Annotated in this window: 23 protein-coding genes, 1 tRNA gene and 1 pseudogene; 21 read left to right on the top strand and 4 right to left on the bottom strand. The window is 49.6% G+C overall.

Annotation, left to right across the window (positions count from 1 at the left end):
• Nucleotides 1-75: 75 nt before the first annotated feature.
• The 9 genes from pcrA to FD09_RS10225 all read left to right on the top strand — a co-directional run bounded on the left by pcrA (nucleotide 76) and on the right by FD09_RS10225 (nucleotide 12,471).
• The gene (gene pcrA, locus FD09_RS10180) at nucleotides 76-2,361 is read left to right on the top strand and encodes a DNA helicase PcrA (protein WP_057821013.1); all 2,286 of its coding nucleotides are present in this window, start codon (nucleotides 76-78) and stop codon (nucleotides 2,359-2,361) included.
• A gap of 29 nt (nucleotides 2,362-2,390) precedes the next feature.
• The gene (gene ligA, locus FD09_RS10185) at nucleotides 2,391-4,436 is read left to right on the top strand and encodes an NAD-dependent DNA ligase LigA (protein ID WP_057821018.1); all 2,046 of its coding nucleotides are present in this window, start codon (nucleotides 2,391-2,393) and stop codon (nucleotides 4,434-4,436) included.
• An 8-nt stretch (nucleotides 4,437-4,444) separates the two neighbouring features.
• Nucleotides 4,445-5,581 carry a CamS family sex pheromone protein gene (locus FD09_RS10190; RefSeq protein WP_057821141.1) on the top strand — a complete coding sequence of 379 codons (1,137 nt, stop codon included), beginning with the start codon at nucleotides 4,445-4,447 and terminating at the stop codon, nucleotides 5,579-5,581.
• 230 nt (nucleotides 5,582-5,811) lie between these two features.
• Nucleotides 5,812-6,114, top strand: coding sequence for an Asp-tRNA(Asn)/Glu-tRNA(Gln) amidotransferase subunit GatC (gene gatC / locus FD09_RS10200; RefSeq protein ID WP_057821023.1), 303 nt, complete (start codon nucleotides 5,812-5,814; stop codon nucleotides 6,112-6,114).
• Nucleotides 6,111-7,583, top strand: coding sequence for an Asp-tRNA(Asn)/Glu-tRNA(Gln) amidotransferase subunit GatA (gene gatA / locus FD09_RS10205; protein ID WP_057821025.1), 1,473 nt, complete (start codon nucleotides 6,111-6,113; stop codon nucleotides 7,581-7,583). The genes gatC and gatA overlap by 4 nt, the downstream gene beginning before the upstream one ends.
• A gap of 1 nt (nucleotide 7,584) precedes the next feature.
• Nucleotides 7,585-9,015, top strand: coding sequence for an Asp-tRNA(Asn)/Glu-tRNA(Gln) amidotransferase subunit GatB (gene gatB, locus FD09_RS10210; protein WP_057821028.1), 1,431 nt, complete (start codon nucleotides 7,585-7,587; stop codon nucleotides 9,013-9,015).
• A gap of 57 nt (nucleotides 9,016-9,072) precedes the next feature.
• Nucleotides 9,073-10,086 carry a diacylglycerol kinase gene (locus FD09_RS10215; RefSeq protein ID WP_057821031.1) on the top strand — a complete coding sequence of 338 codons (1,014 nt, stop codon included), beginning with the start codon at nucleotides 9,073-9,075 and terminating at the stop codon, nucleotides 10,084-10,086.
• Nucleotides 10,087-10,351: 265 nt separating this feature from the next.
• Nucleotides 10,352-11,731 (top strand): 23S rRNA (uracil(1939)-C(5))-methyltransferase RlmD, encoded by a 1,380-nt coding sequence (gene rlmD, locus FD09_RS10220; RefSeq protein ID WP_057821032.1) that lies wholly within the window; start codon nucleotides 10,352-10,354, stop codon nucleotides 11,729-11,731.
• 14 nt (nucleotides 11,732-11,745) lie between these two features.
• Nucleotides 11,746-12,471, top strand: coding sequence for a GH25 family lysozyme (locus FD09_RS10225; RefSeq protein WP_057821034.1), 726 nt, complete (start codon nucleotides 11,746-11,748; stop codon nucleotides 12,469-12,471).
• On the opposite strand, the gene FD09_RS10230 is transcribed toward FD09_RS10225, so the two are convergent.
• Nucleotides 12,455-12,826 (bottom strand): DUF4828 domain-containing protein, encoded by a 372-nt coding sequence (locus tag FD09_RS10230; protein ID WP_057821036.1) that lies wholly within the window; start codon nucleotides 12,824-12,826, stop codon nucleotides 12,455-12,457. The genes FD09_RS10225 and FD09_RS10230 overlap by 17 nt on opposite strands.
• Before the next feature lie 92 nt (nucleotides 12,827-12,918).
• Here FD09_RS10230 and FD09_RS10235 point away from each other — a divergent pair, with 92 nt between their 5' ends.
• The 12 genes and pseudogenes from FD09_RS10235 to FD09_RS10290 all read left to right on the top strand — a co-directional run bounded on the left by FD09_RS10235 (nucleotide 12,919) and on the right by FD09_RS10290 (nucleotide 20,733).
• On the top strand, nucleotides 12,919-13,932 hold the full coding sequence (locus FD09_RS10235) for a Gfo/Idh/MocA family protein (protein WP_057821038.1): 1,014 nt from the start codon (nucleotides 12,919-12,921) through the stop codon (nucleotides 13,930-13,932).
• Nucleotides 13,925-15,184, top strand: coding sequence for a DEAD/DEAH box helicase (locus tag FD09_RS10240; RefSeq protein WP_057821040.1), 1,260 nt, complete (start codon nucleotides 13,925-13,927; stop codon nucleotides 15,182-15,184). The genes FD09_RS10235 and FD09_RS10240 overlap by 8 nt, the downstream gene beginning before the upstream one ends.
• A 242-nt stretch (nucleotides 15,185-15,426) precedes the next feature.
• Nucleotides 15,427-15,759, top strand: coding sequence for a PTS sugar transporter subunit IIA (locus FD09_RS10245; protein ID WP_057821042.1), 333 nt, complete (start codon nucleotides 15,427-15,429; stop codon nucleotides 15,757-15,759).
• A 339-nt stretch (nucleotides 15,760-16,098) separates the two neighbouring features.
• Nucleotides 16,099-17,508 (top strand): annotated as a pseudogene (locus FD09_RS10250) (PTS sugar transporter subunit IIC).
• 96 nt (nucleotides 17,509-17,604) lie between these two features.
• Complete coding sequence (locus FD09_RS10255; protein ID WP_057821044.1) at nucleotides 17,605-17,829, top strand: hypothetical protein; 225 nt, start codon at nucleotides 17,605-17,607, stop codon at nucleotides 17,827-17,829.
• Nucleotides 17,829-18,041 carry a hypothetical protein gene (locus tag FD09_RS16320; protein ID WP_057821046.1) on the top strand — a complete coding sequence of 71 codons (213 nt, stop codon included), beginning with the start codon at nucleotides 17,829-17,831 and terminating at the stop codon, nucleotides 18,039-18,041. Before FD09_RS10255 ends, FD09_RS16320 begins: the two co-directional genes overlap by 1 nt.
• Nucleotides 18,028-18,468, top strand: a complete 441-nt coding sequence (locus tag FD09_RS10265) for a DUF3284 domain-containing protein (RefSeq protein ID WP_057821048.1) — start codon at nucleotides 18,028-18,030, stop codon at nucleotides 18,466-18,468. The genes FD09_RS16320 and FD09_RS10265 overlap by 14 nt, the downstream gene beginning before the upstream one ends.
• Nucleotides 18,469-18,510: 42 nt before the next feature.
• A tRNA-Arg gene (locus FD09_RS10270) sits at nucleotides 18,511-18,584 on the top strand.
• 180 nt (nucleotides 18,585-18,764) lie between these two features.
• Nucleotides 18,765-19,010, top strand: coding sequence for a hypothetical protein (locus FD09_RS10275; RefSeq protein WP_057821050.1), 246 nt, complete (start codon nucleotides 18,765-18,767; stop codon nucleotides 19,008-19,010).
• Between the two features lie 190 nt (nucleotides 19,011-19,200).
• A complete protein-coding gene (locus tag FD09_RS10280) occupies nucleotides 19,201-19,428 on the top strand; it encodes a hypothetical protein (RefSeq protein WP_057821052.1) in 228 nt (75 codons plus the stop codon).
• Between the two features lie 161 nt (nucleotides 19,429-19,589).
• A complete protein-coding gene (locus tag FD09_RS10285; protein ID WP_057821054.1) occupies nucleotides 19,590-19,877 on the top strand; it encodes a hypothetical protein in 288 nt (95 codons plus the stop codon).
• Nucleotides 19,878-20,055: 178 nt separating this feature from the next.
• A complete protein-coding gene (locus FD09_RS10290; RefSeq protein ID WP_057821056.1) occupies nucleotides 20,056-20,733 on the top strand; it encodes a 2,3-bisphosphoglycerate-dependent phosphoglycerate mutase in 678 nt (225 codons plus the stop codon).
• 305 nt (nucleotides 20,734-21,038) lie between these two features.
• On the opposite strand, the gene FD09_RS10295 is transcribed toward FD09_RS10290, so the two are convergent.
• From FD09_RS10295 to FD09_RS10305, 3 genes are all read right to left on the bottom strand, one after another.
• Nucleotides 21,039-23,114: a KUP/HAK/KT family potassium transporter gene (locus tag FD09_RS10295; RefSeq protein WP_057821058.1), complete on the bottom strand. Its 2,076-nt coding sequence runs from the start codon at nucleotides 23,112-23,114 to the stop codon at nucleotides 21,039-21,041.
• A 150-nt stretch (nucleotides 23,115-23,264) separates the two neighbouring features.
• Nucleotides 23,265-24,608 (bottom strand): C1 family peptidase, encoded by a 1,344-nt coding sequence (locus FD09_RS10300; RefSeq protein ID WP_057821060.1) that lies wholly within the window; start codon nucleotides 24,606-24,608, stop codon nucleotides 23,265-23,267.
• Between the two features lie 118 nt (nucleotides 24,609-24,726).
• Nucleotides 24,727-26,046, bottom strand: a complete 1,320-nt coding sequence (locus FD09_RS10305) for a C1 family peptidase (RefSeq protein ID WP_057821062.1) — start codon at nucleotides 26,044-26,046, stop codon at nucleotides 24,727-24,729.
• Nucleotides 26,047-26,051: the final 5 nt, after the last annotated feature.

The raw sequence follows: 26,051 nt of genomic DNA on the forward strand, positions 1-26,051 counted from the left end.
AATTAATGTAAGTGGGAACGGCATCTGGCAGTTGACGGGTGCCGTTCTGTCATAGTAGAGGAGAAATGTGTTTTCATGGCGGACGATTTACTAGCGAAACTGAACAACAAACAAGCGGAAGCAGTCAAAGCAACTGAAGGACCCGTGCTCATTATGGCCGGCGCCGGTTCAGGGAAGACCCGCGTACTCACCCACCGAGTGGCTTACTTGATTGAGGATAAGGGCATCAAACCCTGGCATATTTTGGCAATCACTTTTACGAATAAAGCGGCCAAGGAAATGAAGGAACGAGTTGGGCGGCTGCTGGGCGAACACGGTGCGGATGTGTGGGTATCCACTTTCCACGCCCTGTGTGTCCGGATTTTACGCCGGGAAGCGGACGCCATCGGCTATTCTCGTTCGTTCACGATTGCGGACAGCGGCGAACAGCTTACGATGGTAAAACGATTACTGCGGGAAGCCAACATTGATCCCAAGCAATACGATCCCAAGGCAATTTTGGGATCTATTTCCAACGCTAAGAACGATCTGATTGGACCGCAAGAATTTGAAAAGAGCGCCGTTTCACCTTTTGAAAAAATTGCGGCGCGCATCTACAAAGATTATCAACAACAGCTGCACCTTAACCAGGCCATGGACTTTGACGATCTGATCATGCAAACGATCCGATTGTTCAAGATTGCTCCGAACGTGTTGGCTTATTATCAAGATAAATTCCAATACATTCACGTGGACGAATATCAGGATACCAACGAGGCTCAATATCAGTTAGTGAGTATGCTGGCTGCCAAGTCCCGTAATATTTGTGTGGTAGGGGATGCTGACCAGAGCATTTACGGCTGGCGAGGCGCGAACATTGAGAACATCATGAATTTTGAGAAGGATTATCCCGACGCCCAAACAATTCTTCTGGAACAAAACTATCGCTCCACAAAAACGATTCTCCAGGCGGCCAATGCCGTGATCGGCAATAACGAAAATCGGCAGCCAAAGAAATTGTGGACTGATAATGAAGAGGGCGAGCCAATCGAATACTATCGCGGCCAAAGCGAAAAGGACGAGGCTTATTTTGTGGTCCGCAAGATTCAAGATTTGATGGGTGAAAGCCATTACCATTATGGTGATTTCGCTGTGCTTTATCGGACCAACGCCCAATCCCGGGTGCTGGAGGAAACGCTGCTCAAATCCAATATCCCCTATAAGATCGTTGGCGGCAACCGGTTCTATGATCGGAAAGAAATCCGTGACGTATTGGCGTATATTCGTTTGCTGGTCAATCCTGCCGATGACATGAGCCTGCAGCGGATCATTAATGTGCCTAAACGCGGTGTTGGCGCGGGTTCTTTAGATAAATTGCGGCAGTTTGCGGATGAGCACGATATGACTTTACTGGAAGCCGCCGCCGTAGTTCAACAATCCCCTGTATCCGGGCGAGCCGTACGCGGCATTCAGCAGTTTACGCAACTTTACGCCAAGCTCAACGACATGAAGAAAGACGCCACGGTCTCGCAAATTGCGCAGGCCATCTTGGACGATAGCGGCTACACGGCTGAACTGAAAGCGGCCAAGACGGATGAAGCCCAGAGCCGCCTGGAAAACTTGCAGGAATTCTTATCGGTGACCAACGAGTTTGACACCAACTATGAACCGGAAAGTGAAGACAGCGACATGCTTACTGACTTTGCGGCGAATATTGCATTGCTGTCTGATCAAGACGATATTGCGGAAGAAGAAACGCAAGTGACGCTGATGACTCTGCACGCCGCTAAAGGCTTGGAGTTTCCCGTGGTCTTCATGATTGGGATGGAAGAAAACCTCTTCCCGTTATCCCGAGCGGCCATGGATGAAAGTGAGTTGGAAGAAGAACGGCGCCTGGCATATGTTGGGATTACCCGCGCGCAAAAGAAGCTGTTTTTGACCAACGCGTATTCCCGGATGTTATACGGGCGCACGAACAGCAACCCGGAATCGCGGTTTGTGGCTGAGATTCCGGACGACCTGCTGCAAAGCGACAATATCTTACAGGCGGCGGCACCAGCTTCCGCCAGCGGTAGTGAGCTGCCTTTTGCGCGGCGGCGGGATCAACGGGCGCAAGCGACGACATTTGGCGGCGGTACCTATGTGGGTCATCGGGATAAGGGTCAGTTCAAAGTGACCAAAGTTTCTGGCCAACCAAAGACTGCCGCAGCGGCCACCAGTTCCTGGTCCGTGGGCGATAAAGTCAGCCACAAAGCCTGGGGGATTGGCACCGTGGTGGCGGTGGAGGGTAAACAGGATGATTTGACCTTGACCATTGCCTTTCCCAAGGTGGGCATTAAGAAGCTTTTGGTCGCTTTTGCCCCGATTCAAAAGGTACAATAAAAGGGTAAGTGTGAAGGAGGAATCGGGACATGGCGTTGGCCAAACCAGTGGATCAATATTCAGAAGCAGAGGCCACAAAAGCCCTTGCTGACTTGCGGGCACGGATTAATCAATATCGGGAAGCCTACTATACGAAAGACGCACCGCTAGTAGAAGACTATGTGTACGATGCGGCCTACGAAGATTTGCAGGCATTGGAGAAACAGTTTCCCCAGCTGGTGACACCGGATTCTCCCACCCAATTGGTGGGGGATGTCACGCTGCCAGGCTTCACCAAAGTGCGGCACGATATTCCAATGTTATCCATGGGAGATGTTTTTTCATATGACGAGTTAAAAGCCTTCGTGACCCGCTTGGACGACAATGTGGGTGAAACAGTGGCGTATAATGCCGAGTTGAAAATTGACGGTTTGGCGTTGTCCCTCGTTTATCAACAAGGGCGGCTGGTGGAAGCCTCCACCCGGGGCGATGGAGTGATCGGGGAAGATGTGACCCGCAATATCAAAACCATCAAGGCGGTGCCGCAAAAATTGCCGCAACCTTTAGACGTGGAAGTCCGGGGCGAGTGTTACATGCCAGTTTCATCATTCGCCAAGTTGAATGAAGCCCGGGAAAGTCGGGGAGAACCGATTTTTGCCAATCCCCGCAATGCTGCCGCTGGCTCTTTACGTCAGTTAAACCCGCGGATCACTAAAGAACGAGATCTGTCGGTGTGGCTCTATACCATCGTCAACGCGCAAAACTATGGCATCACCACCCAAGCCGATGCTTTACGGACATTGTCCGAGTGGGGTTTCCCAGTGAATCCCAATGGTCGGGTGTGCCGCAGCGTGGAAGATATCGATCAATATATTTCTGAAATGACCCCGCAGCGGCAAACGTTGGATTATGGCATTGACGGCATCGTCTTGAAGGTTAATGACTTGGATCTCCAGGCCCAATTGGGTAATACCGTGAAAGTGCCCCGGTGGGAAATTGCGTACAAATTCCCGCCAGAAATGGCCCATACCATTATCCGGGACATTACTTGGACGGTGGGCCGTACCGGTGTAGTGACACCCACTGCAGTGATGGATCCGGTCCAACTGGCCGGAACCACCGTGGCCCGAGCGACGTTGCACAATGTGGACATGCTCAAGGAAAAGGATGTGCGGATTGGGGACACCGTAGAGCTCTTTAAAGCCGGGGACATCATTCCGGAAGTGGCGCGGGTCATTACCGATAAACGGCCCAAAGACGCGGCCCCATACCAACCGCCGACTAATTGTCCCTCCTGTGGGCAACCGCTGGTGCACCTGATGGACGAAGTGGCGCTGCGTTGTGTCAATCCCAAGTGCCCGGCCCAAATCACCGAGGGCTTGACCCATTTTGCTTCCCGGGACGCCATGGATATCACGGGCTTGGGGCCGAAGGTCGTCGCTAGTCTTTATGCGCACAAGCTAGTCAGCGATGTGGCTGATTTATATCGGTTGACTGCGGACGACTTGGCCGAACTGCCCGGTTTCAAGGAGAAGTCCATTAGTAATTTGTTAAATGCGATTGCCAGCAGTCGACAGAATTCTCTGGAACGGTTATTGTTTGGGTTAGGGATTGACCATGTCGGCGCGAAAGCAGCCCAATTGATTGCTCAACAATTTGGCACCATGACGGCCCTGATGAAGGCCGATGCCGAAGCAATTACGGCGATTAAATCGATTGGGCCGACGATTGGGCAAAGCATGACCGCTTTTTTTGCTAACCCAGGAGCTCAAAGCCTGGTCCAGGAATTAACAGACGTTGGCGTAAACATGACCTATACCGGGCCTGCCGCGGCCGCAGAAGCAGCAGCGGATTCGCCGTTTAATGGACAAACGGTGGTAATCACGGGCAAGTTCGATCACTTTTCCCGGAAGGAATTGACCGATCGCTTGACCGCATTAGGCGCTCATGTGACCACTTCGGTATCGAAGAGTACCAATATGGTCGTAGCCGGGGCTGATCCCGGCAGTAAACTAACCAAAGCCAATACGTTGGGTGTGTCCGTGATTGATCCAGATACCTTGGCCGAGATGTTAAAAGAAAGTCAAACGGAGTGAATGATGTGATGTGGAAACGGAGTTTGGCGCTATTCGCCGTTGCTTTATTATTAGTCCTTGGTGGATGCGGCCAATTGACCAACAGTTCATCGACTGCCAGCACGGGAACGACCAGTAATCGGAAGGTGCAAACGACTGGCAATTACAGTACCACCGGATACAACAGTGTGGTTACCGAAGGACACTATAAAACCAGTGCCGCTCGGGGAGTGGCGGCCGATTATGCCAACAATGCCCTGGACGTAAAGGGTATGGAAACTGGTTTAATGCAGTTATCCCAAGATGTCTTTTCCCCCAATAAATATACCTTCCAAGAGGGTCAATACATTTCGGCAGCCAATGTCAAAAATTGGTTAGGTCGAAAGAGTAAAAGCAACGCCACGGGATTAAATCCCGAGGCCAATGGGTCAACTGATCCAGACAAACGAGTGCCGGAATATTTAGGCACGATGGTGGAACAGGACTACATGACGGGTTCCGGCAGTAAGCTTAGTCTAGGTGGGATCAGCATTGCACTGGGCATGAATGCCGTGGATTATTATCAAAAAGAGCAATACGGCGCCACGTTCCAAACCAAGGTCAACAAAGACAAGCAACTGCAAGAGGGTAAGACCATGGCACAAGAAATTGTGGATCGCCTACGCGCCAAGAACAACGTTGGCAACGTGCCGATTTTTGTGACGATTTATTCATTGGCTGAACAGGACAGTTTGGTGTCCGGTTCGTTCATTGCCAAAGCCACAGCCACTGGCAAAACGATCGATAAGTGGGATAGCGTGGATCAACAATCTGGTGTATTACCCACTGTTAACAATCAAAAGCCAATTAACTCAGCGGACGCTACAGCGTTTAACAATTTCAAAACACAAGTACAAAACTTCTTCCCGAATCTCTCCGGCGTGACCGCCAGTGTCCATTACCTGGATGGTGCCTTAACCCAAATGACGGTCAACATTCAGACCCAGTTCTACGGGCAAACAGAGATCATGAGTTTCACCAACTATGTCGCATCCGTAGCCAACAAACTCCTGCCCGGCAACGCGCCCATTCAAATCATCGTATCCAGCGTGAACACGACCCAGGCATTAATTACCCGCAATAGCGGCGAAAAAGAGTTCACGACGAATGTGCTGCAGAATTATTAATCTCACTTTGAAGAGCAAGGCTGTCATGGTCTTGCTTTTTTTTGCGTCTGACCAAAAATCTAGGACTATCCGCGGATCTAGTGCCATTGCGGAGATTGCGCAGCTTTGGCACGGCAGTCCCCAAACCCAAACCCCAAAGTATGCTAAAATGAAGCATGAGATTTTCGAGCAGACGGCGATGCGGCAAGCTTTTCCACATCTCCGCTGACTCGCGGGAAAGGATGAAGTGCATGATCGATCGTGACCAAGTGGCCCACGTGGCGGGATTAGCGAAATTACAATTCACTGACCAAGAACTCACCGCGTTCACCAAACAAATGGAAGACATTATGGCAATGGCAGACCAGTTGAATGAAGTGGATGTGGGCGACACCACCCCGTTGTATCAAGTCACCGATTTGAAGAACGTTTTCCGGGAAGACAAACCAGTGCTGTGGCAAACCCGGGATCAATTACTGGAGAATGTGCCGGAGAAGCAAAACGGCTTGATCAAGGTTCCTTCAATTTTGGATAACGGGGAGGGCGAAGCGTGAGCACGGATTACTTAAAGACTGACATCACGAGTCTCCACGATGATCTAGTCAACAAAAAAACGACTGCTGCACAATTGGCGGCGGATACATTGGCAGCTATTGACAGCAAGGACAAAAAAACGAATGCGTTCATTACTGTGGCACCTGAAGTGGCTGAAAAACAGGCAGCGGCAGCGGACGAAAAGGGGATTGGTGCGGCTGACACACTGGCTGGCATTCCCATTGCGTTGAAAGACAACATCATTACCAACGGCGTGAAGACGACCGCCGCCAGCAAGATTTTGAATAACTTTATTCCAGTCTATGACGCCACCGTGGCGACGCGTTTGCAACAAGCCGGTGCGGTATTGGTTGGCAAGACCAACCTGGACGAGTTCGCCATGGGTTCTTCCACGGAAAACTCTCACTATGGGAACACCCATAATGCCTGGGCACTGGACCGGGTGCCGGGCGGTTCGTCTGGTGGTTCGGCGGCAGCGGTCGCAGCTGGTGAAGTCGTCGCCGCCCTGGGTTCCGATACGGGTGGTTCAATTCGCCAGCCGGCAGCGTTCAATGGCATCTTCGGGATCAAGCCGACTTACGGTCGCGTATCCCGGTGGGGGTTGATTGCTTTTGGTTCTTCTTTGGACCAAATTGGGGTATTGACTCGGCGTGTCAAGGATTCCGCCATTGTATTACAACAGATTGCTGGTCATGATGATAATGATGACACCAGCTTGCCGGATCCTGTACCGGATTATTTGGCGGCTCTGGACGGTAATATCAAGGGCATGCGCATCGCTATTCCGGAAGAATATCTGGGTGAAGGTGTCGCTCAAGGTGTTCGGGATGTGATCGAAAAAGCCGTGGATACCTTGAAGAAATTAGGTGCCACCGTCGATACCGTTAGCTTGCCGCACACGAAATATGCGGTACCGACCTACTATCTGATTGCTTCCTCTGAGGCTAGTTCGAATTTGCAACGGTTTGACGGTATTCGTTATGGTTACCGGGCCGAAGATGTGAAGAACTTGGAAGATGTCTATGTGCGCAGCCGGTCTGAAGGTTTTGGCGATGAAGTCAAACGGCGGATCATGTTAGGAACGTTCTCCCTGTCGGCTGGTTTTTATGATGCCTACTTCAATAAAGCGGCTAAAGTGCGCCACTTGATCCAAGATGACTTTACCAATGTATTTGCGGATTACGATTTAATCGTGGGTCCCACTACGCCGACACCGGCCTTTAAGATTGGTGAAAAGGTCGATGACCCCGTCACGATGTATATGAATGACATCCTGACGATTCCAGCAAACTTAGCCGGTATTCCAGCGGCCTCCGTACCCGCTGGACTAGTTGATGGTTTGCCTGTGGGTTTGCAACTAATGGCGAAGCCTTTAGGCGAAGCCACAATCTTTAAGACTGCCGATGCTTTTGAACGGACGACGGAATTCTATAAACAAGTACCGACAGCAATGAAGGGAGACAACTAGGATGAATTTTGAAACCACGATCGGTCTGGAAGTCCATGTGGAATTAAAGACGAAAACCAAAATGTTTTCTCCCTCACCGGTATCTTACGGAGCCAAGCCCAACACCAATGTGAACGTCATTGACTTTGGCTTTCCCGGTGTTTTGCCGCGGGTAAATCACAATGCCTATCGCTTAGGCATCATGGTCGCCCTGGCGCTGCATGCCCAAGTGACTCGGGACACCCATTTTGACCGTAAAAACTATTTCTATCCCGACAATCCCAAGGCTTATCAGATTACTCAGCAAGAGAAGCCGCTGGCTACCAATGGGTGGATCGAAATCAATGTGCACGGTAAAAAGAAAAAAATCGGCATTCACGAAATGCACGTTGAAGAAGATGCCGGTAAAAATACCCATGGTGACTCCGGTTATTCCTATGTGGATTTAAACCGGCAAGGTACCCCGTTGATTGAAATTGTGTCGGAACCAGACATTGCTTCGCCTGAAGAGGCTTATGCGTATTTGGAACAGTTACGGCAAATCATTCAGTTTACCGGGGCGTCCGATGTCAAAATGGAAGAAGGTTCTATGCGGGTGGACACGAATATTTCCATTCACCCCGCGGGAACCGATAAATTTGGCGTCAAGGCCGAATTGAAGAATCTGAACTCCTTTGCGCATGTCCGAGACGGCCTAGCCTTTGAGGCCAAACGGCAGGCTGAAGTATTGATGGCCGGCGGCAAAGTTCGCCAGGAGACTCGGCGGTTTGATGAACCCACAGGAACGACTATCCTGATGCGGGTGAAGGAAGGTTCCGATGACTATCGTTACTTCCCAGAACCAGATATTCCGCCTTTCCATATCGCCCAATCCTGGATTGATGAAATAGCCAGTGAAATTCCAGAGATGCCCAGCAAGCGTCGTGAGCGGTATATCAACGACTTTGGTATTCCAGAATATGATGCCGGCGTACTGACTGCCACCAAGGAAATGTCTGATTTCTTTGATGAAACAGTGAAAGACGGTGCTGATGCTAAATTGGCCGCTAACTGGTTGATGGGGAACGTGAACGCGTATTTGAATGATCAACAAGTTGATTTGCCGGATACCAAACTGACTCCGGCTAACTTGGCCACGATGATTAAGCTGATCGTGGACGGCACCATCAGTTCTAAAATTGCCAAGAAGGTCTTCCAAGAAACCATTACGAACGGCAGCGAACCTAAGGCCTGGGTAGAACAAAAGGGTCTGGTTCAACAATCTGATCCAGCTGTGCTCACGCCGATCATTACGAAGGTCTTGGATGATAATAGTCAGTCCATCGAAGACTTCAAGAATGGTAAAGATCGCGCGGTCGGCTTCTTAGTGGGACAAATCATGAAGCAAACCCACGGGCAGGCCAATCCGCAAGTGGTCAACAAGATTTTGATGACGGAATTGAAGAAACGGTAAACACTGAAGTTTAAATTAGTGGTTACTGGTGAAAAACACACAAAGGATTGAATGATTATGGTAAAGCGGGCGCGTTTAATCTATAACCCGGTCTCGGGTCATGAGATTATGGAACGCAACGTGGCGGGTGTCCTGTCTGTCCTGGAGGATGCCGGGTACGAAAGCAGCACCTTCCGCACGCGACCCCAAGAGGGATCAACGGAAGCAGAAGCGGCCCGGGTGGCTGAGGCCGGCTTCGACTTAATTGTCGCAGCAGGCGGCGATGGGACCATTAACGAGGTCGTTAATGGCATCGCTGGGTTGCCCAAGCGGCCCATGTTAGGCATCATTCCGGTGGGCACCACCAACGACTACGCCCGGGCATTGAAGATTCCGCGGGAAGACCCGGTGGGTGCAGCCAAGGTAATTGCCAAGGGTGAACACATCGGTGTTGATATCGGGAGGGCCAATGATACCTATTTCGTGAACATTGCCGGTGGCGGCAATATGATGGACCTCACCTATGAGGTCCAATCCGATGTGAAGTCGGCACTGGGATATTTAGCTTATCTCTTAAAGGGGGCAGAAATGCTTCCCCGGATGCGGCCAATTCCAATGCATCTGGCTTATGACGATGGCGAGTACGATGGCGAGGCGTCCATGTTCTTCCTGAGTCTCACTAATTCCGTTGGCGGCTTGGAAACAATCGCACCGGATGCGGTACTGGGCGATGGTCAATTCACGTTGATGATCGTCAAGACAGCGAATTTGGTGGAAATTGTCCAATTACTAACGATGGTTCTTACCGGCGGTCGGCATGTCAATGATGACCGGATTATCTACACCCAGACCAGACACTTAGATGTGGCCGCGCCCCATGGCGAGCAGTTGAAAGTGAATTTAGATGGGGAGTATGGCGGCGATGCCCCGATGCACTTCGTCAACTTGAAGCAGCACATCCAGGCATTTGCCAATGTGGCCGATATTCCCGACGAGGCAATTGCGACTCAAGAGGCAAAGAAAAAGCTGATTGAGACCGCAAGAACCCTCAAGGATCCCGATCAGGAAGTCAATTCTGATAAAAATAAGTAAAGATGGTGGGCTGGGACAAAAGTTCGAATCCTGATGTATCCAGTGCCAATGCGAAGCAATCGTAGGCTGAATGAGGCTCAGCTGTGGAAACAGCACAGTGGGCCGGTTTCACTGATGCTGTTAGGCGTCTTTGAAACCGCGCACTTTGCGGGTTCAAAGCGCCGTCACAGCGTTCCAGCCTCATTCAGCCGGAGATTGCGCAGCTTTGGCACGGCGCGTCGGCGATGACTTTTGTCCCAGCCTTGTTTGTAAAAAGAAGGGAAATATGACTTTGGCAAAAACAATCGTACCAGTGCACCGTGGTGATCAATTGACCAGCACCGTGACCGATCTCACTTATGAAGGCATGGGCGTCGTCAAACAAGATGGTTATCCACTGTTTGTCGAAAACGCGTTGCCAGGTGAGGAAGTCACAGTCCAGGTGACGAAGACGAACAAGCAATATGGCTTTGCTCAGTTGGTGAAACGGCTGACGAGCAGTCCAGATCGCGTCGAAGGGGAGTTTACCGATTATCTCCAAACCGGTATTGCCCCGTTGGCACATCTGAAATATGCGGCACAATTGAAATTTAAACAACAACAAGTCGAACATCTTTTTGCCGCGCAGCATCTGGCTGTCAAAGTGCTGCCGACACTGCCTAGCCCCGTCCAAACAGGTTATCGCAACAAGGCGCAGATTCCAGTCCAAATGATTGACGGCGAGTTAACGACTGGTTTTTATCGCAAACGCAGCCATCGATTGGTACCGATGACTGATTTCTTCATTCAGGATCCACGGATCGATGAAATCATCGTGACGGTCCGAGATATTCTACGGGACCTAGACATTGCTGCTTATGATGAACGGACTCATCGCGGGGTTGTACGCCATATTATGGTACGGCGGGGACGAGCGACGGGTGAAGTGATGGTGGTCCTGGTCGTGACCAAGGTTGTTCCAGCATTGCGCCAAGCTGCCGATCTGATCAAGGCCAATGTCACTGATTTGACGACGTTGCTGTGGAACGTCAATAGCGAGAATACCAATGTCATTTTAAGTGACAAGAATCAAATGATCAGTGGCCCTGGTTATATCGAAGACAAGATTGGGGAGCGGCGGTTCAAGATTTCGCCCCAGTCCTTCTTCCAAATTAACTCGACCCAAACACCGCGGTTGTACCATATTGCCCAAGAACTGGCGGAGTTCACCGGCAAAGAAACCGTGATTGATGCGTATTCTGGGATTGGAACCATTGGGTTGACGATCGCCGCGCAGGTCAAGCATGTATACGGCATGGAAGTTGTTCCGGCCGCCGTCAAAGATGCGCAAGCCAATGCCCATTTGAACCATGTGGATAATGCGGAATACACCGTGGGGACAGCAGAGGCGGTCTTGCCGCGTTGGCAAAAGGCGGGGATCAAAGCCGATGTCTGTATTGTCGACCCGCCGCGGAAGGGCTTAGCTTCGTCATTCATTGATGTCTTGAAAGAAATGAATGTGCCGCGAATCATTTATGTGAGCTGCAACCCAGCAACCTTGGCACGGGATTTGGTGCATTTTCAAGATTTGGGATACGCCATTACCAGTCCCACCCAAGTGGTGGATATGTTTCCACAAACGCCGCACATTGAAAGTGTGACGCGGTTAGATCTGCAAGAAAAATAGGTAGGTGATTCAACTTGCGGCGTCCCGCACCAATTTATGCGAATTCTTTTCGCCGCCATTGGGGCTGGTGGTTATTGGTTATTGGTGGTGTGCTGCTCGCCGGTTGGCTATTATGGCGGCACTTGGCACCGGTATCGCTGACCACTGGCGAATATCCAGTGAATGGTACCTTTGTCAGTCAAACCGACGGGAGCGTGGATTTTCCCACAATAAAAGAGACGGGGGCCAAGTTTGTCTATGTGCATGCAGCCCAGGGAGCCAGTTATCAAGACGATCGGGTCACAGAAAATATGGCCAGTGCCCAGGGTGCAGGTTTGGCCGTGGGGGTGGAACATGCGCTCAGTTTCGATACGACTCCTGAAGCCCAGTTGGCTAATTTACAAAAAGCGGTTGGTAACCAGTGGGGGACACTGCCCGTGGTGGTGAGTCTCAGTCTTTACGGGGATTATGAATCCACCCCGCCAAACCAAACGCGGGTGCTGACAGTATTGACGGCGATGCAAACGGGATTACAAAAAAACGGGCGATCCATGATCGTCCGCACCTCCAGTACATTAGCTAAAAAATATGGCTTGAAGCAACATTTCAACCTCTGGATCACAGATCAACAGGAGACGCAAAACCGAGTCTTGTTTTTCCGCAGAGGTAATTTCCCCCACAATACTGCCTTACCCCTTATCACGTTTAACGGCAACAGCCATGACTGGCGTCAACAGTTTGGCACTACGCTTGTTGATTAGAATGCGCCGCAGCGGCGGTGATTGGATAGTCCAAGTTGCTGGATTCGTCATAGATGCTGACCGGACCATGACCGTTTGTGTGGACCACCAATTGGTACCCAAAGTGATCCAAAAAGGTCAACGCATTGGCATCCAAACCGGTGATATGACCAGGAATTTCCTGACCGTCGATTTGAATGGTGAGGTCCGGCGCAATCTGAAGCAGATGATTGTGGTGGGTCTTGGTATCTAAAAACGACCAGCTCCCAATAAAATGCTGGGCATAATCTGGTGCCGGTGCCTTAACTGTGCGCCTTTTGGGCACAAGGTGACGAACCGCATGTTTCAAGTTCGTCAAGATATTCAACGACCGCATCACTGACCCTCCTTCTTAAATTCATCATACCATGCTTTTGTTGCAGAGGGCTTACAAAAGAACACAGGACCATTAAAGAAAGGATGTTTACGATGTTAGGAATTGCAACGATTGGCACAAGCTTCATTACCGGCGCCTTTATTCAAGCCGTTCAAGCAGAACCGCTGACCAAAATGGTGGCGGTTTATTCGCGGACCCAGGCCCATGGTGAACAATTAGTGCAGTCGGCCGGTGCGGCCGATGTGCCGGTGAAAACCAGTTTGGCTGAGGTGTTGGCGGATCCGGCGGTGGACATTGTTTACATTGCATCCCCCAACTCCCTTCATTTCCAACAAACCAGAGCTGCGTTATTGGCGGGTAAACATGTCATCACGGAGAAACCAGCATTCACCAACCCTGCCCAGTTCGCAGAAATTGAGCGAATTTTAAACAGCCGGCCAACGCAATATTATTTTGAGGCGGCCAGGCACATTCACACGCCGAATTTCAAGCGCCTGCAACAGGCGCTTGAGGGTCACCAAGTGTCTGGGGCGGCATTCAGTTATGCCAAATACTCCAGCCGATATGATGCCTTGTTAGCGGGGCAAACGCCAAACATCTTCAGTCCGCGCTTTGCGGGCGGAGCGCTGCAGGATCTGGGGGTTTATCTGGTGTACGCTGCCGTGGCGCTGTTCGGCAAACCATTAGCAGCGCATTACTTACCGACTATGTTGGAGAGCGGGGTCGATGGTGGCGGTATCGGTCGGCTGGATTACAACGGTTTTAATGTGGTGTTGCGACCGGATAAAACAGTTGAGAGCCGCTTGCCTTCTGAAATCTATTTAGGCAAAGATACGCTTTGGACAGAAAATATTGCTGAATTGCCATCAGTGCGTTTGTATCACGGTAACGGTGAGGATTATACAGACTTGGGTACTGCGCAACCAGCCAATGGCATGGGGCCAGAACTGCATGATTTTGCCACCATCATTCAAGATAAAGACCGCTCGCGCTTCGCCGACTTATTGCAGTTGTCAGCGCGGGTGAATGAAGTGTTGTTTGCCATGCGTCAAGACGCCGGGATTCAGTTCCCAGTCAATGTAGAGGCGGTGCCCATAGATGAATAGTGCAGTGACGACATTATGGGAAGAAGCGGGATTTCCCGAGCAAACGGTGATTCAGCGGGCTGTGAGCGATCCGTTACTGGCGGGGCAATCAGTGGTTGGTATTGCCCCCACAGGTTCGGGCAAGACCTTGGCCTACGGTATACCTGTATTGACTCGGCTGGTCCCTAATCTTGGCCCGCAATTATTGATTATTGTGCCTGCCCAAGAGTTAGCAATCCAAATTCGGGATGTGTTGACCCCCTTGGCGCACCGTTTGAATCTCGGTGTATTGGGTTTGATCGGCAGCGCCAACCGCCAACGCCAGATTGATCGGTTAAAAGGCAAACCCGCCGTGATTGTCGCGACATTAGGCCGCCTAGCGGATTTGATCGACGAACGCAAGCTACGGTTAGTTGATATTAAGACAGTGATCGTGGATGAGTTTGATTCCTTCGAAACAGAGGACATCACCACGATTCGCCATATGCGGCAAGATGGTTTGCTGGCGGGGGCTAATTTAGGCCTTTTTTCTGCTACCCGCAACGATGACGACATCGCTGCGTTCCGAGAATTTTGGCCGGACCTGCAAGTCTTCGACGAAATAAAGACGGATGATACCCGTGGTCCAGTGACCCATTACCTGCTAGATCGGCAGTTTGAAGGAAAAGTGCAATTCTTAGAACGCTTGGGTCGAGAAAAGCACCAGCGGGTATTTGTGTTTTTTAATCATAAACACATTATGCAGAAAGTGGCCGGCAGCTTGCGCTTTACCCATGTGCCCTATAGTTTACTGGCGACAGATGGCCGGCAGGTACAACGGGCCGAAGCGTTGGGAGACTTTCGACGCGGCCGGACAAATTTATTGCTGACTACCGATGTGGCTGCCCGGGGCCTGGATGTCGCCGATGTCACCGCCGTGGTAAATTTTGAATTGCCAAACAATATCACCACGTATATTCATCGTACTGGGCGCACAGGACGAATGGGTGAGTCTGGTACCGTCTACAATATGGGCAATGACCATGATCTACGGGATTTGCGACATTTGTTGGGTGATTCGGTCACACTGGTGGCGGAGAAGCCTCTGGTCAAGAAGCGCGAGCAGGATGATGAAACCAATGATGAAAACACCCCAAGCACTGATTCGCACGACCGGGCCCGTACGCGACCCGCAAGTGACAAAATGCCCGCCCGTAAGCCAACGGCCGCAAAAAGTCACAACAAACGGAAACAGCGTTGGCGAAACAAGAAAAATGTCGGAAAACATTGGTGATTGACTCTTGCTGACACCGTGAAACCTTTATGAAAACATCGGGTTTTCCCAAAAGGAACATGTTACATTTTTAGAAATGGCGCGGTGTCAGGCATCTGGTCTAGACCAAAGTTGTTATTTTCAGAAACCCTGAATTCGTTCCCAAAAGCAGGGTAAATGCTGGTATTATTATTGATGGGCGTTTTTCCACTGTGTTATGCTTGATGAGTGGGAAAGGTTCAAACAAAATGGAGGTGCACACAATGGCTGACGAAAACGATAACATGGAAGCTGTTATGGGTCTGATTATCAACGGTGGTAACGCCAAGAGCAGTTCAATGGAAGCAATCATGGCTGCCAAGAAAGGCGACTTCACGACTGCTGATGCCAAGCTCAAAGAAGCAGATAACTTTTTGACGGACGCTCATAACGCCCAAACCGGGATGTTGACAGAAGAAGCCAAGGGTAATCATGTGAAGGTCACATTACTGATGGTACATTCACAAGACCATATTATGAATGCCATCACATTCCGTGATTTGGCTGGCGAAATTGTTGATTTATACAAACAACTCGACAAAAAAGCCGACAAATAATTATTCTAGAACAACGAACGTCACTGTTCGTTGATCGCGTGTGATGAACACTGGTCATTGGCTGAGTACTCCGGGGAGAGCAGACAATGGGTGTCCCAGTGCTGATCCACCATCAATTCGTCTGATCGCCTATCTTTATTATTTGGTAGGTTCAGAAACAACAGAATAAGGGCCACTAATGGGGGAGTGGTCTAAGCGGTGCGGTTAAATGTCGCGCATGCTGGACATTTTTAGCGCACTGCTTAGCCATGAACACATTAGTGGTCTTTGTTTTGCCAAAAATTGCGGCAATCGGGCAAATTTAGTCCGGTTGTTGAGGAGAAACAAGGAGGAAAAATCATGAATGGACTTATCCGCTGGCTAGAGAAATATGTCGTGCCAGTCGCAACGAAGATTGGCTCAATTCGCTGGTTAGTTGCCTTGCGTGACGCATTTATCGCGACGATGCCAGCTACCATGGCTGGTTCTGTTGCCCTGATCTTAAACACATTTGTGCGGGACATTCCTAATCAAATGGGCTGGACAGGAATTCCAAAAGCAATGGAATGGCTCATTGGCATTAACGGCCAAGTATAGGCTGGGACGATTGCCGTCATTGGACTTATTTTTGCCGGTACTCTGGGCTATCATTTAGCTAAACAATATGGGGTTGAGCCTTTATCTGGGCTCATTGTGACATTGGGTTCCTTCCTAATGGCATTAACTCAAGCAGCCACTGTTACGACCGCATTACCGCGGGCAATTACCGGGGCTGCCGCCAAAACGTTGACTGAAGCGGGGGCGGTGTTATCCACTGTCAAAGATCCAGCCACCGGTAAGATGGTGCACAACATGGCCACGACTGGTTGGGGGTTCTTCAACTTCAATGGTCACTTTGGTTCCCAAGGGCTCTTCACGGCCATGATCGTCGGTGGTGTCGCCGGGGCAATCTTCATCTTCTTAATGAAGAAAGACCTGACGATCAAGATGCCTGACGGTGTGCCGCCTGCAGTGACCCAAGCATTCGCGGCGATTATTCCCGCTACTGCTGCATTCTACGTCGTTGGTATCTTTACTTGGGCATTCACTAAACTGACCAGCATGGCATTCGTTGACTGGGTGGCTAAAGCCATTCAGGAACCATTGCTGCACGCTTCTCAGGGTTACGGCATGGTATTGTTGCTAACTTTACTGGTACAAATTTTCTGGTTCTTTGGTATTCATGGGACCAACGTATTGGGACCGATTTTGGATGCTATTTGGTTAACTGCGCAGTACCAAAATATCAACACTGCAGCAGCTAATCCAGGTGCTAAGCTGCCATACTTGTGGACTCGGACATCTTTCGACCTGTATGCATGGATGGGTGGCGCAGGCAGTACTTTAATCCTGTTGATTTGTATCTTTATCTTCTCCAAGCGGCCGGATGAACGTGCAGTGGCGAAATTAGCCATTGCGCCAGGCGTATTCAACATCAACGAACCAGTGATGTTTGGTTTGCCGATTGTCTTGAATGCGATTTACTTCATTCCATTCGTATTGGCTCCCGCAGTCATGGTTTCCATTGCATACTTTGCAGTGACCCACGGCTTAGTGGCACCAATTAAGAACCAAGTCGTTTGGAATATTCCGCCGTTGTTCAACTCATTCTTGGCCACTGCCGACTGGCGGGCACCAGTATTGCAGTTGGTGAACTTTGCCGTTGGCTTCCTGATTTGGGCGCCGTTCGTTATTGCTTCTAATCGAATTAAGCCGGATCAAGTGGACTAAATCGCTAACACTGCAAATGTTTTGATATAATGAGGGTTGGGACAGATGTCCCGACCCTTATTCTACTTATTGACTATATAGAAAGCAGGTAATTAAATGATTTTCTTAAATGCACCGATTCAACAGGACCAAATTATTGCGTTATTGGATGACCAAACCGTCAACGGGATTCACTACAAGCTGAAGTCCAAGAATGGTATGAAGCTGGTCTTCGACACAGACGCTGAAGATTTGGCCGCTGCGGCAGCAAATGCCAAGAAGGCCATTAAGGCTGAAAAGTGGGGTTCCGTGCTCTTCTTCCAAGCTGGCGTTGAAAAGTAATGCGGAAACGCAGCTTGTTCGTCATGAGCTTGGGCTTTTTGATGATTGTCTTTAGCCCGCTTTATGGCTCGGATACCCACCTGAATTATTGGTGGCTGGGCGGCGGCGCGTTTGTCGTGGCCATCGGGGTCTATGATCTCGTGGCCAGTCGACGCGAGGCCAAACAGAAGGAAGCACACGGAAAGGAGCACCACGACGATGGAGATCACTAAAACGCTGGCGGTGCCCGCACCGTACTTGTGGCACAAGATCTTGGAATCGGTTTTGTTTGATGCACGCAAGGCCACGGGTAAACCGTTACGGGAAAATCAATTGGCCGGGTTAACCTACACGAAAACATTTGCCAATCACCAGAAGGCGACGTTGCAGATTATGGACCTGGTTCCCAACGAACGGTATGAATACCAGACCCGGACGGACAAAAACACGTACACGGTCACCTATGCGCTCACAGCGGTAGACAATGAGCATACGAGTTTGACCTATACGGAAGATATGGGTTCTAAGGGGGGGCTGCAAGCGGCCAATGACATGCTGACCAGTCTTTTACTTGGCTGGGGACGCAAGCGCAATTTCAAAAAGATGCTGGCCAAGATGGAAGAAGAGTACCATGCGGACGATCAATCCGCCGCGCAGTAAGTCTTTACAAATTAGTTTTGCTTCTTTATAGTGGAGAAGCATGTGCTTGTAGCTCAGCTGGATAGAGCAACGGTTTCCTAAACCGTCGGTCGAGAGTTCGAACCTCTTCAAGCACAGTTATAAGCGTTTGGCACAATCGCAATCAGTCCTGGTAACCAGGGCTGGTTTTTTATTTTGTCACAATAACCAACTGAATTGTTTCGATTATTGTTATCAAAACGATAAGAAAGGGTGTTGACCATTTCCTCTCCACTATGCGAATATAAGTTTAATCAGTTTGGAAGGAGAGACCCACAATGAAATCAATTAAAGTTGGCGACAATGTTCACTGCCCTGCCACCGGTAATATGGAATATCCATTCCACGCCCGGGTGTTAAAACGGTACGAGAACAGCTATCTGGTACAAATCGTCGCATTCGACCCCCGCGACCGCTGGAATGTCCAGGAATTAGTGGGCCGCACGGTGATTTCTAAGCGCGCTTGTCAGCGCTTAAAGTACGAAGCTGCTGCCCCCAAAACATACATGGCTTATGGGTATTGATTCGATCCGTAAAAGGTGATATAACTTCTATTTGTGATTAGTAAAGAAGTGGTAAAGATCGTGTCACGTTTTGGGGACGCGTGCTTTACATGGTTGTACATAGGCAGAGTGTCTGCCTGTCATTTCACCATCTAGACGAGATGGATATTAATTAGGTTGACGAAGAGTCAATCGACTAGGAGGTAGCGTCATGTTGTTTGGTGGTCGCGTTCAGGATTATCAGGTCACTGGATTTTTCCAGGACAGTACTGGGCGTCCCGTTTCTGAAGAACGGATTTGTCACAATATGTCAAAGAAGGAAGCCAAGATGGATATGCAGATGTACATTTTACGAGCATATTCAAACACCATTAATCTCGATCGACCGATTAAGATTAATTGCTCCCCAGTGACCAAGTCCCGCGTGGCAGACTACTAATAAGCAGAGGGCATCCTCGCAGCAGTCAGAGATAAATAACAAGCAAACGGCACTAATCTCTCGCGGATCAGTACCGTTTTTTTAGTCTTTTCAAAGTGTGCTCGCTTTCTCCATTGCGGTGCATGATGTAGAATGAAGACATGGAGAAGGGAGATTAAGCCATGGCAGCAGAAAAAATCGGTGTGGGCGATAAAGTAACAGTACGTAAAAGTGTTGACGTCCCCATGAGCTTCAAAGGAACGGTCATGAAGGTTTACACCAATTCGGCGTTGATCAGTATTGATTCCTACCAACAGGCGGATCAAAATATTGTGACTGACTTGAAGGATAAGACGATCATCAATTTCAAACACATTCGGGTGACTAAAAGTGCCCCGAAAAAACCTGTTGAGGATGAAGAATCTGGAGACGGGGACACAGCAAAGAAGGATTCGAAGAGCACTAAGTGAACAGTGCGGGATTGTAAACCAAGCGCATTGGTTCAAGTTGATTTTCGCTTTATCAGTGGAAACGTACGCTGATAAAGCTTTTTTTGTGGTGAAAAATAGGATAAACTAGCCAACATGGAGTGAAAAGACGAGGTGTTGCCGAGTCGTTCCAATTCCCAGGACTGAAAGGAAGTTTGTTATGGTCAAGTTGGTGTTATTGCGTCATGGTGAAAGTGCAGCTAACCAGCAAAATACATATACCGGGTGGACGGATGTGCCGCTGACGGCTAAGGGCCGGCAACAGGCCGCTCTCGCGGGAAAGCAGTTAGCCACTTTGAATTATCAATACACCGCTGTCCACACGTCTATTTTGCAACGGGCGATTGTGACAGCCAATATTGTGATGGACGAAATTAACCAACTTTACCTGCCGATTCATAAGTCTTGGCGGCTTAACGAACGGCACTATGGCGCTTTGCGCGGATTGAACAAGGATTATACGCGGAAGCTGTTTGGTAAGGCCCAGGTGGCTAAATGGCGGCGGGGATTCACGGATATTCCGCCGTTGCTTGCCCACACGGAGCACAAGCCGATGTATGCCCGTTACCCGGTTTCTATCCTAACCCGGGGCGAATCACTGTCGATGGCTTGGGAACGCGTGGCGCCCTACTATTGGGACGAGATCGTGCCGCATTTGCGAGCGGGGGAGAATCAGTTGATTGTGGCGCATGGGAGTACTTTGCGGGCGTTGATTAAATATTTGGATCAGATCAATGACGAGGATATTAACAATGTGGAAGTGGGGAATGGTGTGCCGATTATTTACACGCTGGATGAGCATCTAGCTGTTGTGGATAAGGAGATCATGGACGACTGATGTTGGTTGGTGCCTACCCGCCGTGCCAACGCTCCACAAGCTGCGGTGGCAGGGGGCTGGAACGTGGTGACGGCGCTTTGAGCCCGCTGAGGGGCGCGGTCTCAAAGTCGCCTAACTGCATATAAACCTGGCCAAGTGCAGGCCAGGTTTATTGCAGTTCCCACCACTGAGCCCCCTGCCACCTTCGCTTGCTCCGCATTGGCACTAGATACGGCGTTATACCGTTCAATTTGCTTTCAAGCATAGAAAAACGCACGCTGAATCTCTTTTGGAGATTGGCGTGCGTTTTTCGTACGGGTAATCAACTAATTCTCTGTTTCGTCGTCCTCAATTTCTTCGTCGGGATTTGGTTTGTGCCGGCGGCTGAGTTTGAGCATGGCATACGAGATCTTGCCTAGGATCAACGGCACGTGTTCGGTGATGACATCGGCGTATTCTAGACCGAACCAAGTGGCCGGGGTAACGGTGAAGCGTTGAATGGCTAAGCGGGTTTGGATAATCATCCGTTCCCAGGTCGGAATCTGCGTTTCTGGTGATAGTTCTTCTTGGATTAACACGAAGGAGAAGTCACCGACGTTACGATCGGGGATCGTGGTGTACCGTTGCGGCTGGCGGGGAAGTTCGCCCCGGGCCATCATTTCATTAATGATTTGGCGGAGGAAAACATTGACCCGTTGGGACATTCGGAAGCCCAAATAGAGTTGGACATTAACCATAAAGTCGGTTCCGTATGTTTCCGTGGTGTACTCAGTTGTGTAGGGTTCATCGGTGACGTTGACGGTAACAAACCAGTACACTTGCGCTCGTTTTGGTCGTTTATCCAAAATGGAATACAAGATGTCTTTGTTGACCCGATTACCATCCTGCACCTTGGTCATATACACCAAGTTGGTCGTGAAAGTGGGGTAGTCCCCATCATCCCGCAGACTGGCCAGTTGATTTTTATATGCCAGTAACGAAACGGTGTCGGATCTGAATGTGTCTTGGTTTTTGAGTTGGTCGCCATAGTACCAGACAAACATGATCGTCAGTAAAATTGCTGCAATCAGAGCAGTGACATAACCACCATGGGCAAATTTCACGGCGCTGGAGATGAAGAAGATCACTTCAATACTGCCAAAGAACAGCAACATTAAACCGGCTAGGCCAGAGTTGACTTTCTTGCTGCGCAGCCAAGTGAAGAGCAGGATTGTGGTCATCAGCATGGTGATCGTGATGGCCAAGCCATAAGCGGCTTCCATATGGGCAGAAGTTTGAAAATAGAAGACAATGGCAATACACACGGCCCACAATACCCAATTGACCACCGGAATATATAATTGGCCCTTTTGGTTTGTGGGATAAGAAATGTTCAATCGAGGCAAAATCTTCAGCTTGATTGCTTCGGAAACTAGCGTGTAGCTGCCGGAAATTAGCGCTTGAGACGCAATGATAGCGGCCATGGTGGCAATTAAAATACCAAACAGGCGCAGCCAGTCCGGCATCATTTCAAAGAAGGGATTGAAGTCGGCCATCTTTTGATAGACTTGCGACGTATTATTCTGATGAATCCACACTGCTTGACCCATGTAATTGAGGACTAAACAGAGGTTGACATACGGCCAAGAACCATAGACATTGCGCCGACCGACATGGCCCATATCTGAATACAACGCCTCTGCCCCAGTAGTGGCTAGGAAAATACTCCCTAGAATGAAGATCCCGTTCTTGTTTTCAGGGGACACCAGCAGATGAATGGCGTAGTACGGATTCAATGCGCGCAGAATGCTTAGATCCTGCAGTGTGGCTAGTAAGCCCAATACGCCAATGAACGTGAACCAAATAAACATAATCGGCCCGAAGGCTTTCCCAATCAATTGCGTACCAAAACGTTGAATCACGAACAGCACAGTAAGGATAATGATCGTGGTGAAAATTACCTGGTGCTGGGACGTGATCCAAACGCTGGGTCCGACGGCGATCCCTTTCAACCCTTCAATGGCTGTGGTGACAGTCACGGCAGGTGTTAACATACCGTCAGCCAACAGGGTGGCGCCGCCGATCATAGCGGGAATGATTAGCCACTTGGCTCGTTTGCGGACCAAGGTATAAAGTGCAAAGATACCGCCTTCGCCGTTGTTATCAGCGCGCAGGGCAATAAAGACGTATTTGACAGTGGTGATTAAGAAAAGAGTCCAAAAGACCAGCGACACACTGCCCACCACAAAGTCATCGGAGACGTGGGTAATACCGCCGTTGCCTTCGATGATAGACTTCATTACGTAGAGTGGCGAAGTCCCAATATCACCGTAGACCACACCCAGTGTGACGAGCAGGCCGCCAATGGATAGTCGGCTCAGGGCCTTTTCCTTGTCCTTGAGACCGGCCGCTTTGTTTTTCACGATTACACACCCCAATATCTAAGAGTTATTGACGCTAGTGTACCATAGGCTAAGGCCAAGCGACAGCAATCCTGGGCTTGCCACAGCATGGTTTCACAGCGAAAAAAAGAGGCTGGGAAAATATATCCCAGCCCCACTAGAATTAGTTGCTTACAGTGCTAATGCACCCATTGGATCCCAAGGTGCTAAGACTTTGGGTTGATCAAATTCTGCTTCGAAGGCTTGCTTTAAGTCTGCGGATAAGAATTTTTTGTTGATGACAACTTGGTAGACAAATTGATCGAACCACTTGTCACTCATGACGAAGTAGCCCTTTTCACCGACTTTGTCGCCCCAAGAGTTTTCAACTTTCCACTTGGTGGGTTTGCCATTGACCAGATCGACACCAGTTAATACCATGGCGTGGGTCATCAATGATTCGCCGTAATCCAAGCGTTGGGCCTTAGTCATGGACAGATCCACATCGAAGAGGTCGTCGACATGATAGAAATCAGTATCCATGATCCCCTTTTGCCGTTCGGAACTCTTGCCGACATCAGAACCAAACCAGACTGTTTCGCCAGCTTGTAATTGTTTAACGGCTAATTCCTTGAATGTATCAATATCCAAGTTGAAGTGCCGAACCTGACGACCGCCAACCACGTTACCTAAGAATTCAACGGTGTAATCATGCTTGTATGGCTTGTCATCTGTCGGGGAGTTGATGATGGAGATGTAATCCGGTGTATTCCAGCCCACATACTTCCGGAAGAAAGTTTGGGGAGTCAATTCCGTATCCCGGGTATATTCGCCATCGTCGTTCTTGTATTCCCAGTCGAACTTAGTCGGGGGATTGCCCAGGCTGTAAACCAAGATACGATAAACTTCGCTCAGCATCTTATCTTTGGTATCTTGCACTTGGGTATCGTCGGCGCCTTCGTTGATAATCTTGCGTAATTCAACGGCGTCAGCACGTAACTTCAGGTTTAACGTAGCGTTGAGTTCGTTGGATTTGGAAGAGTTGTAAGTTTCAGGCATGACACTCTTAGGCACTACGCCGTATTTTTCAATCAAAGCCATCAACATATCCCATTGGCCGCCATCTTGTTGCGGTGTGGCTAATAAGAAGTCCACTTTCCGATCGCCTAAAGGTAAAGCGGCGGTTGTGATGATGTTTTCATAGAACCAGTTGGATTTTTCAAACTTGTCCCAGAAGTTGGTGTAGTTTTGTGAAAGCTCAAAACCCTTCAACTTATACTGACTTTGGATAGGGTGGCGCATTGTGTTTAATGCGGCAAACATCCAGCAACGGCCAGATTGTTTCTGGTTAGCAACCGAACCGGTGTCAATTTCAACTGAAAAGACGGGGTCCATTGCCACTTGACTGGCCATGTTTTCACTAGAAGCTAAAATACCGTTTTTCATCACAGTATTCTGTAAAGCACCGGATTTCGGTGTGTGTGCAACTACATCTTGGTACCCAGCAATATCCTGGGCGGTAATTTCTTTTGCCAAAAGAGTGACCTCCTTGAAAAAAATCTGATATGCGTCCGGCCTTTCTCACAAAATAAGAATGCCAATAGACATGATTCCATCTTACCCGCAAAGGGCAATGTTGACAACCGGTGGCCGGTTAGCTTAGAGCGTCCCAGGCGGGCAAAATGGTTGGTTGACCTTGCCATGCTTTGTTTTCTGCAGCATTCATGTATTTAGTGGGAATAACCGCTTCGTAGACGTAGGCATCGAACCAGGCGTCATCCATGGTAAAATAGCCTTTGTGACCGTTCTTATCGCCCCAGGAGTTCTCCACCTTCCATTTGGTGGGCTGGTCGTTGATGAGATCCACCCCCGTCAGTGTCATGGCGTGGGATACTGAACCCTGTCCAGTATCCAGACGCAGGGCTTTGTCCCGGTTGACGTGAATGCTGAATAGGTCGTCCGTATTGTAGAGATTGCCGGATAAAGCACCGGCGACGCGGTCCATATTTTCCAGCACATCACAGCCAAACCAAATCGGGGTATTGTCTTTGAGTAGTTGGATACACAACGCCTTCAACCGATCCGGCGCCACATTGAGCAGTCGCACAGGCGTCCCGCCGACAACATTGCCTTGGGTGTCCACGGTGTATAGCGTGTTTACCGCCTTGTCATTTTGGGGACTACTGGCAAAACAGGCGTAATCCGCTAGGTTTTGTTTGAATTCCTGCTGTAAAAACGCCTGGGGCGTGGTATGCATGGTGTGATACTGCTGATTATCGTCCCGGTATGTATAAGTGAATTCCTTAGGCGGTTCACCGAAGGCATAGGCCGTGATCCGATACACCGCAGTCATGAATTTTTGCTTTTGGGCATCAATGGCAGCAGTGCTGGCACCGTCTTGGATCATTTGACGCAACATGATCGCGTCTTTGCGCAACTTGGTGTTCAGAACACTCGAGTATTGGGCGGTGGCTTCTGAGCTGGTGGTTTCCGGCATCACGCTCTTTGGCACGACCCCGTATTTTTGGGTGATCGCCACTGCGTAAGACCATTGACCGCCATCATCATCCGGAGCAGCAAAGAGCTTAGCCACTTTCCGATCCGTGCGTGGAAGTTTCGCGCTCGAAATAATTTGCTCATAAAACCAATTGGCTTTTTCTAAGCGATCATAGAAGGAGTCGTAATTTTGGGACAACTCGAAGTCTTTGACCTGATGGGTCCGGGCAAACTCGTGGCGCAGCATGTTTAAAGCCGCAAACAGCCAGCAGCGGCCAGAGTGTTTCTGGTTGCTAACCGCCCCGGTGTTGATCTCGACAGAAAAAACGGGATCAAGGGCAGTCGCACTGGTGTGATTATAACTGGCAGCATAAATGCCATTTTTTTGGACCGCCCCGGCCAAGGCTGAGACAGCTGGCTGGGCCTGGGTTTGCTGAGCAAAATTGGCAATTTGCTCGGCGGTAATTGTTTTCGACATTTAAT

It is taken from the genome of Schleiferilactobacillus perolens DSM 12744, assembly GCF_001435585.1.
Classification (GTDB): Bacteria; Bacillota; Bacilli; order Lactobacillales; family Lactobacillaceae; genus Schleiferilactobacillus; species Schleiferilactobacillus perolens.